The organism is Stenotrophomonas rhizophila, from assembly GCF_020857975.1.
GTDB lineage: Bacteria > Pseudomonadota > Gammaproteobacteria > Xanthomonadales > Xanthomonadaceae > Stenotrophomonas > Stenotrophomonas rhizophila_C.
Genome location: NZ_JACWUO010000001.1, coordinates 349,561 through 364,424 on the forward strand (window position 1 = coordinate 349,561; position 14,864 = coordinate 364,424).

The following is a 14,864-nucleotide window of genomic DNA, read 5'->3' on the forward strand; positions in this document are numbered from 1 at the left end:
CGCAACGCACGCTAGCAAAGCCGCCGCTCCCCAACATCTTGCGACGCAACAGCGGCGGCACGGTTGCCCGCGCCGCCGCATGCGGGTGGCAGGTCAGAACTTGTAGCGCGCGCCGAGCATGAACTGCCGGCCGGTTTCGGTGTACTGCAGCGGCAGCCGACCGGTAGCCGGCGAGTACACCCACTCGTCGCTGGCTTCGTTGGTCAGGTTCATGCCTTCCAGGCTCAGCTCCAGCTTGTCGTTGATCGCGTAGCGGATCGAGGCATCGATGAAGGTGGTGCCGGTCATGCCGTGATAGCCGTCCAGGTTGAAGCCGGCTTCGGTACCGGTTACCTGGGTCAGGTAATCGTCGCGGTTGGTGGCCGACACGCGCCCGGAGAACACCTTGCCTTCATAGAACAGCGTCGCGTTCCAGGAATTGCGCGACAGGCCGGTGAGGTCGGCCTTCAGCACCGGCTGGCCGCTGGAGTTGATGTACTGGATCTGCGAGTCGACCCAGGTGTAGTTCAGCTGCACGCCCAGGTTGGACCAGTTGCCGGGCAGGAAGGTGAACGGCTGGGTGTAGTTGACCTCCACGCCCTTGAGCTTGCCACCCGGGGTGTTCACCGGCTTGGTATAGGTGAAGTCGCTGTCCGGGCTGGCGCCGGTACCGATCAGCAACGCATCGGGCAGGCCGCTGAAGCTGTACGGATGGGTCTCGCGCGTGGTCTGGATGAAGGTGTCGATGTCCTTGTAGAACAGCCCGACACCGGCCATGGCGCCTTCGGCGAAATACCATTCGAAGCCGAGGTCGACGTTGGTGGCGCGGATCGGGTCGAGGTCCGGGTTGCCGGTGGCGATGGTGCGCGCCGCGCCGGCCACGGCCACGGTGGAGCCCGGGGTCAGGTTGCCCAGGCCCGGACGGCTCATCACCTTGGCCGCGCCCAGGCGGATCAGGAAGTCCGGGGTGATTTCGGCCACCAGGTTGAACGAGGGCAGGGTGTCGTCGTAGGTGCGGCTGGCGGTGGTGGACACCGTGGTGGTGGTCAGCGTGGACAGGCCGGTGGCGGTCTGCTTGGTGCGCACATAGCGCACGCCGAAGTTGCCCGAGAGCGGGATGCTGCCCAGCTCGGTGGAGAACTCACCCATCAAATAGCCGCCGCGGTCCTCTTCTTCCACGCTGCGCACGTTGTTGGCGCGCGGGGCGACGGCGAAGGTGCCGGTGTTGCTGTAGATGTCGAACTGGTCGGCGATGGCGTCCAGGTTCGGCACCACCCAGTTGTTGGGGCTGCCGGTGATGCCCTTCAGGCCTTCCTGCTGGGTCATGTTCCCCGGCACGATCTTGCTGCCGTTGGGGAAGTTGGGCACGGCCAGTTCGCTGGCGCGGCGCAGCTCGACGGTCTTGAACGTGTAGTCCTTGGCCAGCACGCCACCCTTCAGGCGGAAGCCGGGGCTGATGTTCCAGTTGAAGTCGATCTGGCCGGTGTCGAAGTCGTTGTCCACGTACTGCGGGCGCAGGCGGATTTCGGCCAGCTCCCAGCCCGCCGGGTTGGTCGGATCGATGCCGTAGTTCAGCGTCGGCGCACGGCTGTTGCCGCGGTAGTCGTAGCTGTACCCGTCGACGTCGTACTTGTCCATGATGATGGTGGTCTGCACCGGGTTCTCGTGCTTGGAGCGCGAGATGCCGACCTTGCCGGACAGGGTGAACGCATCGCCGAAGCGGTGCTGGCCGTTCAGCGCGATCTGCTTGAACTCGGTGCTCCACTCGTCATGGCGGTTTTCGGTGCGGATGTCGACGTTGTCGAACTCGCCGTAGACCAGCGCGTTGTCTTCGATGACGCCGTTCCTGACGACCATCGCCGGCTTGCCGACCAGGCGCGGAGTGGTGCTGGTGCCGCGGCTGAAGGAGATCGCCTCGATGTAGTGCTCGTCGCGCTCGGCGTCGATCTTGGAATACAGCGCGTCCAGCGAGATCTCGGTGGCGTCGGTGGGCTTCCACTGCAGGGTGCCGGTCACGCCCAGGCGCTTCTGCTCGTGTTCCATCTGCACATAGCGCGGGAAGCGCGGGTGGTAGACGTTGGCGCCGCGCGCGGCGGCGAACGGCGAGGTGGCGCTGAAGTTGTTGTTGCTCGTACCGTTGGCCCAGCGCCCGGTGTTGGAGCCTTCTTCCAGCGCCTGGCGCTCGGAGTAGGCCACCGACAACAACGCACCGAAGGTGCCGTCGGCGAAGGTGTTGGAGATCAGCGCGGCCACGCGCGGGTCGGCCTTCTCGGCCATGGCGTTGTAGCTGGCCTGGCCGCTGGCGGCGAAGGTGAAGCCGTCGTAGTCGAACGGGCGCCCGGTGCGCAGGTCCACGGTGGCGCCCAGCGAGCCTTCCTCGACATCGGCCGAGGCGGTCTTGCGCACCAGCAGCTGCGAGAACAGGTCCGAGGCGAACACGTTGAAGTCGAAGCCACGGCCGCGGTTGGTGCCGCCGCTCTGGTCGCCGGCGCCCACGGTGGTCAGCGCCTCCATGCCATTGATGCGCACCCGGGTGAAATCCGGGCCCAGGCCGCGCACCGAGATGTTGCGGCCTTCGCCGGCTTCACGGGTGATCACCACGCCGGGGATGCGCTGCAGCGACTCGGCCAGGTTCAGGTCGGGGAATTTGCCGATATCCTCGGCGACAATGGCATCGACCACGCCGGCTTCGCCGCGCTTGATGTCCAGTGCCTTCTCCACGCTGGCGCGGTAGCCGGTGACGGTGACCGTATCCAGATCGGTGGCGGCAGTGGCCGGGGCGTCCTGGGCCAGCGCGGTACCGCTCAGCGCCAGGCCGATCGACAGGGCGAGCAAGGTAACCGGTGTCTTTTTCCGCATGTTTCGAGATTGCATGTTTTCCCTCTCCCAAGGTGCTACATGAAACAGCTATCCGGCGACATGTCAGTGCAATGACACCGCTGGTCAGGGCGGACGTTAACAGCCCCTTGGAAACGGAGCATCTTGCACCGCAGCAGATTTTCAATGTCCCGCAGACGCTTGCAGGACAATGGCTTCGACAATCGGGGCGGGTACATGGGAGGCCCTGCGGGGCTAGAATGACACCGCTGGTCAATAGATTCGGCCGTGACCACCCGGGACACGGCCTCCACAAGGATCCACCACCATGAGTCGTGTCGTCTGTTTCGGAGAATTGTTGCTGCGCATGAGCGCGCCGGGCCGCGAGCTGCTGCTGCAGACCCCTCAGCTGGCGGTGCATGCCGGTGGCGCGGAAGCCAATGTCGGGGTCTCGCTGGCCCATCTCGGGCACGCGGTGGCGATGGTCAGCACGCTGCCGGACAACCCGCTGGGCCGGTTCGTCGGCGGTCAGCTGCGCCAGCACGGCGTGGACACCACCCACGTGCAGGTGCGTCCGGGCCGGATGGGCCTGTACTTCCTCACCACCGGGGCGGTGCAGCGCGCCAGTGAAGTGGTCTACGACCGCGCCGATTCGGCCTTCGCCAGCGGCAGCGCGGCCGACTACGACTGGGACGCGCTGCTGGATGGTGCGCAGTGGCTGCACCTGTCCGGGGTCAGCCCGGCGCTCAACCCGGCGATGGCCGAGGCCACCCTGGTGGCGGCGCGCGCGGCCTGCGCGCGCGGAGTGAAGGTGTCCTTCGATGGCAACTTCCGTCCCTCGCTGTGGGCGCGCTGGCAGGGCGATGCCGCACGCATCCTGCGCGAATTGTTCGACTGCGCGCAGGTGCTGTTCGCGGACTACCGCGATATCGGCGTGGTGCTGGGCGGCAGCTTCGAGCAGGCCTCCTTGCACGAACGCGTCGATGCGGCCGCGGCACAGGCCTTCGCCGCGTTCCCGCGCCTGCAGTGGATGGCCTGCACCCAACGCACCCCGCACAGCGTGGACAACCATGCGCTGGGCGCGATGCTGCTGGGCCGCGACGGCACCCGCGCGCTGGCCCCCACCCGCGAGATGGTCGGCATCGTCGACCGCATCGGCGGCGGCGATGCCTTCGCCGCCGGCATCCTGCATGGCATGATGCGCGGCTTCGCACCGGAGGCGATCGTGCGCTTTGGCCTGGCCGCCGCCTGTCTCAAGCATTCGATTCCGGGCGACTTCAACCCTGTCGGCGAAGCCGACGTGATGGCCCTGACGGGCGAGGAGCGATTCGATGTCCGGCGCTGATCCGCGTGTACGCGCAGTCCTGAAACTGGCCCCGGTGATTCCGGTGTTCACCCCGGAGAGCGTGGAAGACGCGGTGCAGGTGGCGCGCGCGCTGTTCAACGGCGGCCTGCCGGTGATCGAAGTCACCCTGCGCACGCCGGTGGCGATGGACGCCATCGCCGCCATGGTCGAGGCGGTGCCCGATGCCGTGGTCGGTGCCGGCACCGTGCTGACCGCCGCGCAGATGGAACAGGTCAAGCAGGCCGGCGGGCGTTTTGCGGTGTCGCCCGGGGTCACCGCGCGGCTGTATGCCGCCGCGCGCGATACCGACCTGCCGTTCCTGCCCGGCGTGGCGACCTCCTCCGAGCTGATGGCCGGCCTGGAGCACGGCCTGGACACCTTCAAGTTCTTCCCGGCGGTACAGGCCGGCGGCACGGCGATGCTGTCGGCGTGGAACGGCCCGTTCGGCGATGTGCGGTTCTGCCCGACCGGCGGCATCAGCGCGCAGACCGCGCGCGATTTCCTGCACCTGCCCAACGTGCTGTGCGTGGGCGGCTCGTGGCTGACCACGCGCGCGCTGCTGCAGGCCCGCGACTGGGCCGGCATCGAGCAGCTGGCGCGCGCTTCGGCGGCTCTGGTCGGCTGAGCCGGCGCGGCCTGCCGCCTCAGTGGCGGCGGGCCGTGGCGCCGACGCGGCGATACAGCGTGCTACGGCTGATACCCAGCGCGCGCGCGGCCTGGGCGACATTGCCATTGCTGGCGCGCAGCGCCGAGCGCATCGCCGCTTCCTCCATCGCCTCCAGGCCTGCTGCGGTGGACGGCATGGCCGCGGCGGGCGGGGCCTGCAGATAGGCCGGCAGCATGCCGGGCCGGATCACCTCGCCAGGCTCACTGAGCGCCACCAGCGTGCGCAGGCACGAACACAGCTGGCGCACATTGCCCGGCCACCCGTACCCGGCCAATGCCGCCAACGCAGCGGCATCGAGTTGTCGGCCCTGGCCGAGCCGGTCCCACAGGCCCCGCACCAGCGCCGCACGGTCGGCATGCTCGCGCAACGCCGGCAGGCGCACGCCGTGATCGGCGATGCGGTAGTAAAGGTCGCTGCGGAATTCGCCGGCGGCCATGGCCTGGTCGAGATCGCGGTGGGTAGCGCAGATCAGGGCGAAATCCAGCTGTACCGGCCTGCCGCCGCCCAACGGTGACAGGGTGCGCTCCTGCAGCACGCGCAGCAGCCGCGGCTGCAGCGCCAACGGCATGTCGCCGATCTCATCCAGGAACAGCACCCCGCCCTGGGCCTGCCGCAACAGGCCGGTGTTGCCGCTCTTGCGCGCACCGGTGAAGGCGCCTTCTTCGTAGCCGAACAACTCCGCTTCGATCAGGCCTTCGGGCAGGGCGGCGCAGTTGACCGCGACGAAGGGCTTGTCGCCACGGGCGCTGCGCCGATGCAGCTCGCGTGCGAAGACCTCCTTGCCGGTGCCCGTCTCGCCCTGCAGCAACACCGGCAACTGCGCGTCCAGCACGCGGCAGGCACGCTCGAGCACCTGCTGCTGCGCCGCGTCGAACAGCGGCGTGGCATCGGCCCGCACGAGGGTCGGGCCGCGCGCCGGTGCCACTGCCGGGGGCCGCACCGCGGAGCGTACCGCGCCACCACCGGCCGCCCCCAGCTGCCCGTATAGCGCGCGCCCCTGGCGGTCGATCAGTGCGCCATCGTCGTGCAGCCGCGACAGCGGGCCATCGAACAGCGCCTCGTAGGCCGCCCGGCCGAGGTCGCCATGGTCCAGCCCGAACAACGCCAGCCCGGCCCGGTTGGCCGCGACCAGGCGGCCATTGCGGAAGCCCAGCACGCCCTCGCGCGCGGTACCGAGCAGGCCGGCGTCATGGTGCAGGCGGACCACCTCGCAATCGCCCAGCCCGGCCTCGAAGTAGCGGTGTTCGATATGCGCCACCGCCTGCCTGGCCAGCACGCGCGCGTGCAGGTGCTGCTGGCGCGCGTCGCCGGAGATGTCGAGCACGCCGACACGCTGGCCGTATGGATCGAAGATCGGTGTTGCCGAGCAGGTCAGGATTCCGTGCGGGGCGAAGTAGTGTTCGCCGCCGCGCACCTCCACCGAGCGGCCTTCGACGATCGCGGTGCCGATCGCATTGGTGCCCACGGTGGTTTCATCCCAGCGCACGCCCGGCATGAGCGCCACGCGCCCGGCCTTGTCGAGGAAGCCCGGGTTGCCTTCAGCATCGAGGATCCAGCCGGCTTCGTCGGTGAGCAGGACGATGCTGCCGGTGGCGGCGATGTCGGCCGCCAGGCCGTCCAGCTCCGGCCGCGCCAGCCGCCACAGCGTTTCCTGGCGCTGGCGCAGTTCGCGCAGGCGCGCATCCGGCAGCGGCTCGACCTCCGGTTGCGCGTCCACCGACAACCCGCCGCGCCGGCAGCGCTGCCAGGACTGCAGGATGGTGTCGGGGACAATGCCAACCGGCGCGGCGCCACGCTCGAAGAACGAGCGGCGCGCGTTGCCGACACGGTGCTGGAGCGGAAGCTGGGACACCTGATTCTCCAGTGTCGCAATCTGCGACAGTTGTAGCGGGGCCTGTTCCGATAAACAGCACACCCGGGACCGCCACGCAACGACCGGGCGTTGTGCGCCGCATCAGTTTGCGCGAGCGCACCCAATCCCCACGCCGGGCAAGGCCATGCGGCACTGCACCACGGCAAACTTGGCATCGTCCTTGCGGCAGGGAACAGACCTTAGGGGCTCGTCCCGCCATCCGGAGCTGCACACATGAATGCCGTCACGTCCGCCAAGCCGCACGCCACCGATCCTCGGTCCATCTTCAAGCCGCGCTACGGCAATTACATCGGCGGGGAGTGGGTGGCTCCGCGCAGCGGGCAGTACTTCGAGAACACCACACCGGTGACCGGCAGGGTATTCACCGAGGTGGCCCGCTCCAATGCCGAGGACATCGAGGCCGCCCTCGACGCCGCGCACGCCGCCCGGGCCGCCTGGGGCCAGACCTCCACCACCGAGCGCGCCAACATCCTCAACCGGATCGCCGACCGCATCGAAAAGAATCTGGAACTGCTCGCCCATGCCGAGACCTGGGACAACGGCAAACCGATCCGCGAAACGCTCAACGCCGACGTGCCGCTGATGGCCGACCACTTCCGCTATTTCGCCGGCGCGGTGCGCGCGCAGGAGGGCAGCCTGTCGGAGATCGACAAGGACACCATCGCCTACCACTTCCATGAACCGCTCGGCGTGGTCGGGCAGATCATCCCGTGGAACTTCCCGATGCTGATGGCGGCCTGGAAGCTGGCCCCGGCGCTGGCCGCCGGCAACTGCGTGGTGCTCAAGCCGGCCGAACAGACCCCGGCCTCGATCCTGGTGCTGATGGAAGTCATCGGCGACCTGCTGCCCAAGGGCGTACTCAACGTGGTCAACGGCTTCGGCGTGGAGGCCGGCAAGCCGCTGGCATCCAACCCGCGCATCGCCAAGATCGCCTTCACCGGCGAGACCACCACCGGCCGGCTGATCATGCAGTACGCCAGCCAGAACCTGATCCCGGTGACGCTGGAACTGGGCGGCAAGTCGCCCAACATCTTCTTCGCCGACGTGATGGCCGAGGACGACGACTTCCTCGACAAGGCGGTGGAGGGCTTCGTGCTGTTCGCCTTCAACCAGGGCGAGGTGTGCACCTGCCCGTCGCGCGCGCTGATCCAGGAATCGATCTACGAAGAATTCATGGCGCGCGCGCTCAAGCGCGTGGCCGCGATCAAGCAGGGCAACCCGCTGGATCCGGACACCATGATCGGCGCGCAGGCCTCTTCCGAGCAGCTGGAGAAGATCCTGTCCTACTTCGACATCGGCAGGCAGGAAGGCGCGCAGGTGCTGATCGGCGGCGAACAGGCCACGCTGGAGGGCGACCTGGCCGGCGGCTTCTACGTCAAGCCCACCGTGTTCAAGGGCCACAACAGGATGCGCGTGTTCCAGGAGGAAATCTTCGGGCCGGTGGTCTCGGTGACCACGTTCAAGACCGAGGAAGAAGCACTGGAGCTCGCCAACGACACGCTGTACGGCCTGGGTGCCGGCGTGTGGAGCCGCGACGCTTCGCGCCTGTACCGCATGGGCCGCGGCATCCAGGCCGGGCGGGTGTGGACCAACTGCTACCACGCCTATCCGGCGCATGCCGCCTTCGGGGGCTACAAGCAGTCGGGCATCGGCCGCGAGAACCACAAGATGATGCTCGACCACTACCAGCAGACCAAGAACCTGCTGGTCAGCTACTCGCCGAAGAAGCTGGGCTTTTTCTGAACGCCGGGTTTGATCCCGATCATGGCGCCGTCATGGGGCTGGCGCCACTGTGTCGTCATTGGTATTCCACGGAGATACACGCATGAACAAGACCATGAAGGCCGCGGTCGTCCGCGAGTTCGGCAAGCCGTTGCGCATCGAGGAGGTGGCGGTGCCGCGCCCCGGGCCGGGCGACATCCTGGTGAAGATCGAAGCCTGTGGCGTCTGCCACACCGACCTGCATGCGGTGGACGGTGACTGGCCGGTCAAGCCGAATCCGCCGTTCATCCCCGGCCACGAAGGCGTCGGCCACGTGGTGGCGGTGGGCGCGGGCGTCAGCCATATCCGCGAAGGCGACCGCGTCGGCATTCCGTGGCTGTATTCGGCGTGCGGCCACTGCGAACACTGCCTGGGCGGCTGGGAAACGCTGTGCGAAACCCAGCAGAACACCGGTTACTCGGTGAACGGCGGCTTTGCCGAGTACGCGCTGGCCAATGCCGACTATGTGGGCCTGCTGCCCAAGGGCGTGGGGTTCATCGAAATCGCGCCGATCCTGTGCGCCGGCGTCACCGTCTACAAAGGCCTGAAGGTCACCGATACCAAGCCCGGCCAATGGGTGGTGATTTCCGGCATCGGTGGGCTGGGCCACATGGCGGTGCAGTACGCCAAGGCGATGGGGTTGAACGTGGCGGCGGTGGATATCGACGATGGCAAGCTCGCCCTGGCCGAACGGCTCGGCGCGACGATCACCGTCAACGCGCGCAACACCGATCCGGCCGCGTTCCTGAAGAAGGAGATCGGCGGTGCGCATGGCGCGTTGGTCACTGCGGTCTCGCCGAAGGCCTTCGAACAGGCGCTGGGCATGGTCCGCCGCGGCGGTACGGTCTCGCTCAACGGCCTGCCGCCGGGCAACTTCCCGCTGGACATCTTCGGCATGGTGCTCAACGGCATCACCGTGCGCGGTTCGATCGTCGGCACCCGGCTGGACCTGCAGGAATCGCTGGAGTTCGCCGAACAGGGCAAGGTGGCCGCCACGGTCACCCGCGATTCGCTGGAGAACATCAACGAGATCTTCGCGCGCATGCAGGCCGGCAAGATCGAAGGCCGGGTGGTGCTGGATATGAGCGCGTAAACAGACGGCGCGCTGCCGATGTGCATCGGCAGCGCCTGTTTCACGGTAGTGTCGGCCGCTGGCCGGCTCCCCGGAGATCCCCGGCATGACCGACATCCCGCTCCAGGTAATGGCCACCCTGCCGGCGCTGCAGCTGATCGAGAAGCTGCAGGCCCGCCATGGCGACCTGCTGTTCCACCAGTCCGGCGGCTGCTGCGACGGTTCCTCGCCAATGTGTTTCGCGCAGGGCGACTTCATCATTGGCGACCGCGACGTGCGGCTGGGCGAGATCGGCGGCGCGCCGTTCTACATCAGTCCTTCGCAGTTCCAGTACTGGAAGCACACCCAGCTGATCATCGACCTGGTGCCCGGGCGCGGCGGCATGTTCTCGCTGGAGAACGGCGAGGGCGTGCGCTTCCTGGTGCGCTCGCGGCTGTTCAGCGAGGCCGAGTTCGCCCAGCTCAAGGATGCCGGCAAGGTCTGAACCGCCGCAAGCGTCCATAATGGCACCGTCCCGTTGCCCAGGATCGCCATGTCCGCGTTGTCGCTTGTCAAGACCGTCGTGTTGTCCGTGCTGTGCGTGGTGGTGGCGTTGTTCGTGCTCGGCATGGTCAGCGGCGCCGCCGGATGGATCGCGCCGTGGCTCGGGCTGGGCGGCGACGGCCAGGCAAGGTTGGCCTGGGACCTGGGCTGGACCATCGCCGGCGGCGTGGCCGCCACCGCCTTTGCCGCCCGCTATGCGCCGGCCTGGCCGTACCTGCACGGCGGCGTGGTGTGGGCGGTGATCGCGGCCGCCTCGGTCTACGCGGCCTGGGACCTGGGCAGCGACTTCCCGTTCTGGTTCGTGGTGGTGCTGCTGGTATCGCTGCCGTTGCAAGCGGCGGGCATCTGGCTGGGAGCGCGGTACCGGCCAAGCTGATCAGCTGCCGGGCAGCACCTGCCGCACCTGGTCGATGCCCTCCCATGGATCCTGCTTCAACCGCTGCGCACGCTGCAGTGCCTTGGCCAGCGGGAATGCGTCGGCGGCGCGGATCCGCGCCAGCTCTTCCCAGCGCAGCGGTACCGCCACGCCGGCACCGGGCCGCGCACGCAGCGACCACGAGCACACGCTGGTGGCGCCACGCGCGTTGCGCAGCCAGTCGATGAAGATCACCCCGTTGCGTTTGGCCTTGCTCATCGTGGCCACGTAGCGCTGCGGCGCCTGTTCGGCCATCGCCTGGGCGAAGGCTTCGCAGAAGTCCTTGGCCTGCGCCCAGTCGGCCTTGGGCTGCAACGGCACCACCACGTGGATGCCCTTGCCGCCGGACAGCCGCACGAAGCTGCGCAATCCGGTTTCCAGCAGCCGGTCGCGCACATCGCGCGCGGCCGTCTTGACCTGCGCCCAGCTGACGCCCGGCCCAGGATCCAGATCGAACACCAGCCGGTCCGGATGCTCGGGGTCGGCTACCGTGGCGCCCCACGGATGCAGCTCCAGGGCGTTCATCTGCACCAGCTGTAGCAGGCCTTCGGCGTCGTCGATATACAGGTAGTCCTCGCGCCCGCTCTTCTGCTCCAGCGGTATCGCCTTCACCGCATCGCCCAGACCGTTGCCGTGGTGCTTCTGGAAGAAGCAGGGCTTGTCCACGCCGTCGGGGCAGCGCAGCAGCGACAACGGCCGGCGCGCCACTTCGGGCAGGATCCAACGCGCCATCTGCCGGTAGTAGTCGGCCACATCGCCCTTGGTGAGCTTGGCCTTGGCGAACACCACCCGCTCGGGATGGCTGATGGCCACAGCCTTGTCTTCCTGCGCAGCAGCCGCCTTGTTCCGGCCGCCCGGCTTGGCCGGCGCGGCCACGGCGGCCGCGCCCAGATCCCCCGGCTGCTTGTCCACGCGCAGGCGCTTGAAGCTGGCCTGGCGTAGCAGGCCTTCTTTCGCCCAGCCGCGGAAGGCAACCTCGGCCACCAGCACTGGCTTTACCCAGTGCACGCTGCGCGCGTTGAACGGCACGTGCGACGGCAGCGCAACGACGGCATCCTTCACCATCAACGGGGCGAGCTGCCTGCTCAGCGCGTCCAACGCGGCGTCATCGAATCCGGTGCCGACGCGGCCGACATAGCGCAACCCGCCCTTGTCCGGCGTGGCCATCAGCAGCGAGCCGAAGCCGCTGCGCGATCCCTTGGGATCGGTATGGCCGACGATCAGGAACTCATCGGTGTTCTCGTGCTTGACCTTGACCCAGTCGCGGGAGCGTGCATTGACGTAGGCGGCGTCCACGCGTTTGCTGATGATGCCTTCAAAGCCCGCCCCACCACTGGCGGCGAACACCTCCGGGCCGTGGTCGCGTACGTGGTCGCTGTAGGCCAGGGTACCCACCGTGCTGCCCAGCAACTCCTTGAGCAATGCCTTGCGTTCCAGCAGCGGGGCACGGCTGATGTCCACCCCGGCGATGCCCGGCATGTCGAATACCACATAGCGCAGCGGTTGTTTGGCGGTGCCGTCGATCACCTTCTGCAACGCGGTGAAATCGCTGTGGCCCTGCGCGTCCAGCACCACCAGCTCGCCGTCCAGGCGCAGGTCGCGCACCGGCAGCCGCTGGATGGCCTGGACAACTTCGGGAAAGTCCGCCGTCCAGTTCAAGCCACCGCGCGAGCGCAGCCCAACCTGGCCATCGGTGACGTCGGCCAGCAGGCGGTAGCCGTCCCATTTGATCTCGTGCAGCCATCGGTCGCCGTCGGGCGCGGTGGCCCGGTGGTCGGTCAGTTGCGGCTTGAAGGCCGGGGGGTAGGGCCGGTCCCGTGCATCCTGCAGTGCCAGCGCGCGTTTGCGCCAGCGCGCGTCGGCCTTGCGCGCGGCCGCCGCCTTGGGGGCCGTCGCCTTCTTGCCGGTGCCGGTACGGACGGCCGCGGTAGTGCCACGCTTGCCTGCCTTGGGCTTGGTGGACGCTGCATCGAGCAGGTCGTCGGCCTCGGCATCGCGCGCGTCCTCGTCATCGCGCTTGATCAGCAGCCACTGGCGCTGTTTGCCCTTCATCGCGGTGCGCACCAGCTTCCAGCCTCCCTTGAGCCGTTCGCCGTGCAGGACCAGGTCGAGCTTGCCGGCAGCGATCGCTTCCAGCGGATCGCCGTCGCAGGCCCAGGTGCCGTGGTCGTAGACATCGACGTGGCCGGCGCCGTAGTGCCCCTCGGGAATGTCGCCGGCGAAGGTCGCATAGGACAGCGGATGGTCTTCCACCTCCACCGCCAGGCGTTTCTCGCCGACGCGCAGCGACGGCCCCTTCGGCACGGCCCAGCTCTTGAGCACGCCATCGGCTTCCAGGCGGAAATCGTAATGGCGCGAACTGGCATGGTGCAGCTGCACCACGAAGATCGGGCGGCGCGCCGGTGCGCCAGCACGCTCGGCGTCGGGTTCGGGGGTGCCGTCGAAACGGCGTTTGCGGCGGTATTCCTGCAGCGACATCGGCGCCTACCCCGCCTTGCGCGTGGCGGCGGCACGCTTGGTGGTCTTCTTGGCCGCCTTCTTGCCGGCCTTCTTTGCCGCAGCCGGCCTGGCCTTGCGGTCGGCGTTTTTCCCGGCCGGCGTACGCTTCTTGGCATCCAGGCTCTTCTGCAGCAGGGACATGAAATCGACCACGTTGGTGGCGTCGTTCTCGCGTGGCGCAGGTTCCTCGTCCACCTTGGTGGTGCCGCCCTTGGCCTTGATCCGCTTCTTCAGCAGGGCCTGCAGGCGTTCGCGGAACTCGTCGTGATAATCCTCCGGCGTCCACGTGCCGGACATCGAGTCGATCAGCTGTTCGGCCATCGCCGTTTCCTTGCTGCTGATGCGGTACTGCGCCAGCGTGCCGGTGGGCAGCTTGTAGTCTTCCGGGTCCACCAGTTCCTGCGGGTAGCGCAGGATCATCAGCACCAGGGCATCGCCGTGGGGCATCACCGCGCACAGGTATTCGCGCGTGCGCACCACCACCCGCGCGATGCCGACCTTGCCGGTCTTGCGCAACGTCTCGCGCAGCAGGACGTAGCCCTTCTCGGCCTTCTTGGCCGGTACCAGCAGATAGGGTTTTTCGTAGTAGCGCGGATCGATGCTGGCCGCATCGACGAAGGTCTCCACCTCGACCGCTTCATGGCTTTCCGGCGCGGCCGAGCGGATGTCGTCTTCTTCCAGCACGACATAGCTGCCCTTGTCGTACTCGTAGGCCTTGACGATCTCCTTCCAGGGCACTTCCTCGCCGGTATCGGCGTTGACCCGTTCGAAGCGGATCGGCTTGCGGTCGCGCGAATCGAGCATGCGGAACTGCAGGTCCACCTTGCGTTCGCCGGACATCAGCGAGACCGGGACATTGAGCAGTCCGAATGACAGGGTACCGGTCCAGATCGGTCGGGCCATGGTCGGGCCACTCCAACGCAGAAGGGAGGGCAGCTGTACCGCGGAGTACGTGAAACAGCCGTGTCCAGCCTGTGCAGACGCTCTTTACACGCTACTGCAGCAGCCCGTGCACGGCTGCGGCCGGCATGTGGTCCAGCGCCAGCCAGGCGTCCTCGACGACGCTGCGCGCCTGCGGCCAGCCCAGCCGTGACTGCCCGCGCATCTGCTCCCAGTGTTCGGCCAACTCGCCATCGGTGTCATCGTTGCCGCGCGGCCAGTCCGCGTAGTGGGTGGTCAGCGCGAACGCATAGGCCGGGTACAGATCGCGCCAGCTATGCCGGCTGTGGCTGCGGCGTTGCTCATAGTCGCTGCGCATGTACTGCAGGTAGTCCTGTGCCACCGCCTGCGGTTCGGCGGCGCGGTCGCGCCGGGCGCTGCGGCCGCTGCGTTCGGGCTGCAGGTAGGCGTTGAACAGCGCCGGTACGGCGCGGCGGTCCAGGCGGGGCATGGCATGACTCCGGCAGCAGCAGGGGCAGGCAGGAATAGCCCCGCTGCCGTTAGCCAACCGTGACAGATCCGTTCAGTGGCCGGGATTCGCGGCGACTTCACCGGCGGCGCGCTGTAGTGGTCTCCCCCAACTGGAGTGGACCATCATGCAACGCGACCCGCTGCGCGAAGCCGCGCCCCCGCTGCCGGGCGAGCAACGCGCCAAACACGACCTGCAGGACGCCGAAGACCGCGGTGCCGGGATGTCCCCGCCCGAGCCGCCGGCGCCCGCCAGCCCCTCCCGCGACCGCAAGGATCTGGCCCCCGGCGCCGGTGGCCCGGCCGGCCATCACCGCCGCGAGGATGAACACCAGCGGCAGCAGCGCAAGCAGCACGCCAGCGACAACCAGGACGAAGCCCTGCAGGAAACCTTCCCGGCCAGCGACCCGACCTCGCCGTTCGTGCCGGCCAAGCCGCCGCGGTAGGCGGCCCTTCGCCAACAACCCGCCGGTCAGCGTTGCACCG

The 14,864-nt window shown here is 68.1% G+C and carries 12 protein-coding genes; 7 read left to right on the plus strand and 5 right to left on the minus strand.

Going from position 1 to position 14,864, the window contains the following annotated elements:
• Window positions 1-93: 93 nt before the first annotated feature.
• The gene (locus IC535_RS01520) at window positions 94-2,853 is read right to left on the minus strand and encodes a TonB-dependent receptor (protein WP_228884797.1); all 2,760 of its coding nucleotides are present in this window, start codon (window positions 2,851-2,853) and stop codon (window positions 94-96) included.
• 271 nt (window positions 2,854-3,124) lie between these two features.
• Here IC535_RS01520 and IC535_RS01525 point away from each other — a divergent pair, with 271 nt between their 5' ends.
• Both IC535_RS01525 and eda read left to right on the plus strand, forming a co-directional pair.
• The gene (locus IC535_RS01525) at window positions 3,125-4,141 is read left to right on the plus strand and encodes a sugar kinase (RefSeq protein ID WP_228884798.1); all 1,017 of its coding nucleotides are present in this window, start codon (window positions 3,125-3,127) and stop codon (window positions 4,139-4,141) included.
• Window positions 4,128-4,766 (plus strand): bifunctional 4-hydroxy-2-oxoglutarate aldolase/2-dehydro-3-deoxy-phosphogluconate aldolase, encoded by a 639-nt coding sequence (gene eda / locus IC535_RS01530; RefSeq protein ID WP_228884799.1) that lies wholly within the window; start codon window positions 4,128-4,130, stop codon window positions 4,764-4,766. Before IC535_RS01525 ends, eda begins: the two co-directional genes overlap by 14 nt.
• Window positions 4,767-4,785: 19 nt before the next feature.
• Here the strand turns inward: eda and IC535_RS01535 are convergent, their stop codons facing one another.
• Window positions 4,786-6,660, minus strand: a complete 1,875-nt coding sequence (locus IC535_RS01535; RefSeq protein ID WP_228884800.1) for a sigma-54-dependent Fis family transcriptional regulator — start codon at window positions 6,658-6,660, stop codon at window positions 4,786-4,788.
• 234 nt (window positions 6,661-6,894) lie between these two features.
• Here IC535_RS01535 and adh point away from each other — a divergent pair, with 234 nt between their 5' ends.
• The 4 genes from adh (at window position 6,895) to IC535_RS01555 (ending at window position 10,433) form a co-directional block, all read left to right on the plus strand.
• Window positions 6,895-8,424 (plus strand): aldehyde dehydrogenase, encoded by a 1,530-nt coding sequence (gene adh, locus IC535_RS01540; RefSeq protein WP_228884801.1) that lies wholly within the window; start codon window positions 6,895-6,897, stop codon window positions 8,422-8,424.
• 82 nt (window positions 8,425-8,506) lie between these two features.
• Window positions 8,507-9,535 carry an alcohol dehydrogenase AdhP gene (adhP, locus tag IC535_RS01545; RefSeq protein ID WP_228884802.1) on the plus strand — a complete coding sequence of 343 codons (1,029 nt, stop codon included), beginning with the start codon at window positions 8,507-8,509 and terminating at the stop codon, window positions 9,533-9,535.
• Between the two features lie 85 nt (window positions 9,536-9,620).
• Window positions 9,621-9,998, plus strand: a complete 378-nt coding sequence (locus IC535_RS01550; RefSeq protein ID WP_228884803.1) for a DUF779 domain-containing protein — start codon at window positions 9,621-9,623, stop codon at window positions 9,996-9,998.
• Window positions 9,999-10,046: 48 nt separating this feature from the next.
• Window positions 10,047-10,433, plus strand: coding sequence for a hypothetical protein (locus tag IC535_RS01555; RefSeq protein WP_228884804.1), 387 nt, complete (start codon window positions 10,047-10,049; stop codon window positions 10,431-10,433).
• On the opposite strand, the gene ligD is transcribed toward IC535_RS01555, so the two are convergent.
• The 3 genes from ligD to IC535_RS01570 form a co-directional block, all read right to left on the minus strand.
• Window positions 10,434-12,950, minus strand: a complete 2,517-nt coding sequence (gene ligD, locus IC535_RS01560) for a DNA ligase D (RefSeq protein ID WP_228884805.1) — start codon at window positions 12,948-12,950, stop codon at window positions 10,434-10,436.
• Between the two features lie 6 nt (window positions 12,951-12,956).
• On the minus strand, window positions 12,957-13,874 hold the full coding sequence (locus IC535_RS01565) for a Ku protein (protein ID WP_228884806.1): 918 nt from the start codon (window positions 13,872-13,874) through the stop codon (window positions 12,957-12,959).
• Between the two features lie 91 nt (window positions 13,875-13,965).
• Entirely contained in the window at window positions 13,966-14,361 is a 396-nt protein-coding gene (locus IC535_RS01570; RefSeq protein ID WP_228884807.1) for a hypothetical protein, read from the minus strand.
• A 145-nt stretch (window positions 14,362-14,506) separates the two neighbouring features.
• On the opposite strand from IC535_RS01570, the gene IC535_RS01575 reads away from it, so the two are divergent.
• Entirely contained in the window at window positions 14,507-14,824 is a 318-nt protein-coding gene (locus IC535_RS01575) for a hypothetical protein (RefSeq protein WP_228884808.1), read from the plus strand.
• Window positions 14,825-14,864: the final 40 nt, after the last annotated feature.

Coding starts and splice junctions, on each gene's coding strand:
- ligD (WP_228884805.1), bottom strand. CDS start 12,950: ATGTCGCTGCAGGAATACCGCCGCAAACGCCGTTTCGACGGCACCCCC.
- IC535_RS01570 (WP_228884807.1), bottom strand. CDS start 14,361: ATGCCCCGCCTGGACCGCCGCGCCGTACCGGCGCTGTTCAACGCCTAC.
- IC535_RS01525 (WP_228884798.1), top strand. CDS start 3,125: ATGAGTCGTGTCGTCTGTTTCGGAGAATTGTTGCTGCGCATGAGCGCG.
- adh (WP_228884801.1), top strand. CDS start 6,895: ATGAATGCCGTCACGTCCGCCAAGCCGCACGCCACCGATCCTCGGTCC.
- IC535_RS01555 (WP_228884804.1), top strand. CDS start 10,047: ATGTCCGCGTTGTCGCTTGTCAAGACCGTCGTGTTGTCCGTGCTGTGC.
- IC535_RS01550 (WP_228884803.1), top strand. CDS start 9,621: ATGACCGACATCCCGCTCCAGGTAATGGCCACCCTGCCGGCGCTGCAG.
- adhP (WP_228884802.1), top strand. CDS start 8,507: ATGAACAAGACCATGAAGGCCGCGGTCGTCCGCGAGTTCGGCAAGCCG.
- eda (WP_228884799.1), top strand. CDS start 4,128: ATGTCCGGCGCTGATCCGCGTGTACGCGCAGTCCTGAAACTGGCCCCG.
- IC535_RS01565 (WP_228884806.1), bottom strand. CDS start 13,874: ATGGCCCGACCGATCTGGACCGGTACCCTGTCATTCGGACTGCTCAAT.
- IC535_RS01575 (WP_228884808.1), top strand. CDS start 14,507: ATGCAACGCGACCCGCTGCGCGAAGCCGCGCCCCCGCTGCCGGGCGAG.
- IC535_RS01520 (WP_228884797.1), bottom strand. CDS start 2,853: ATGCAATCTCGAAACATGCGGAAAAAGACACCGGTTACCTTGCTCGCC.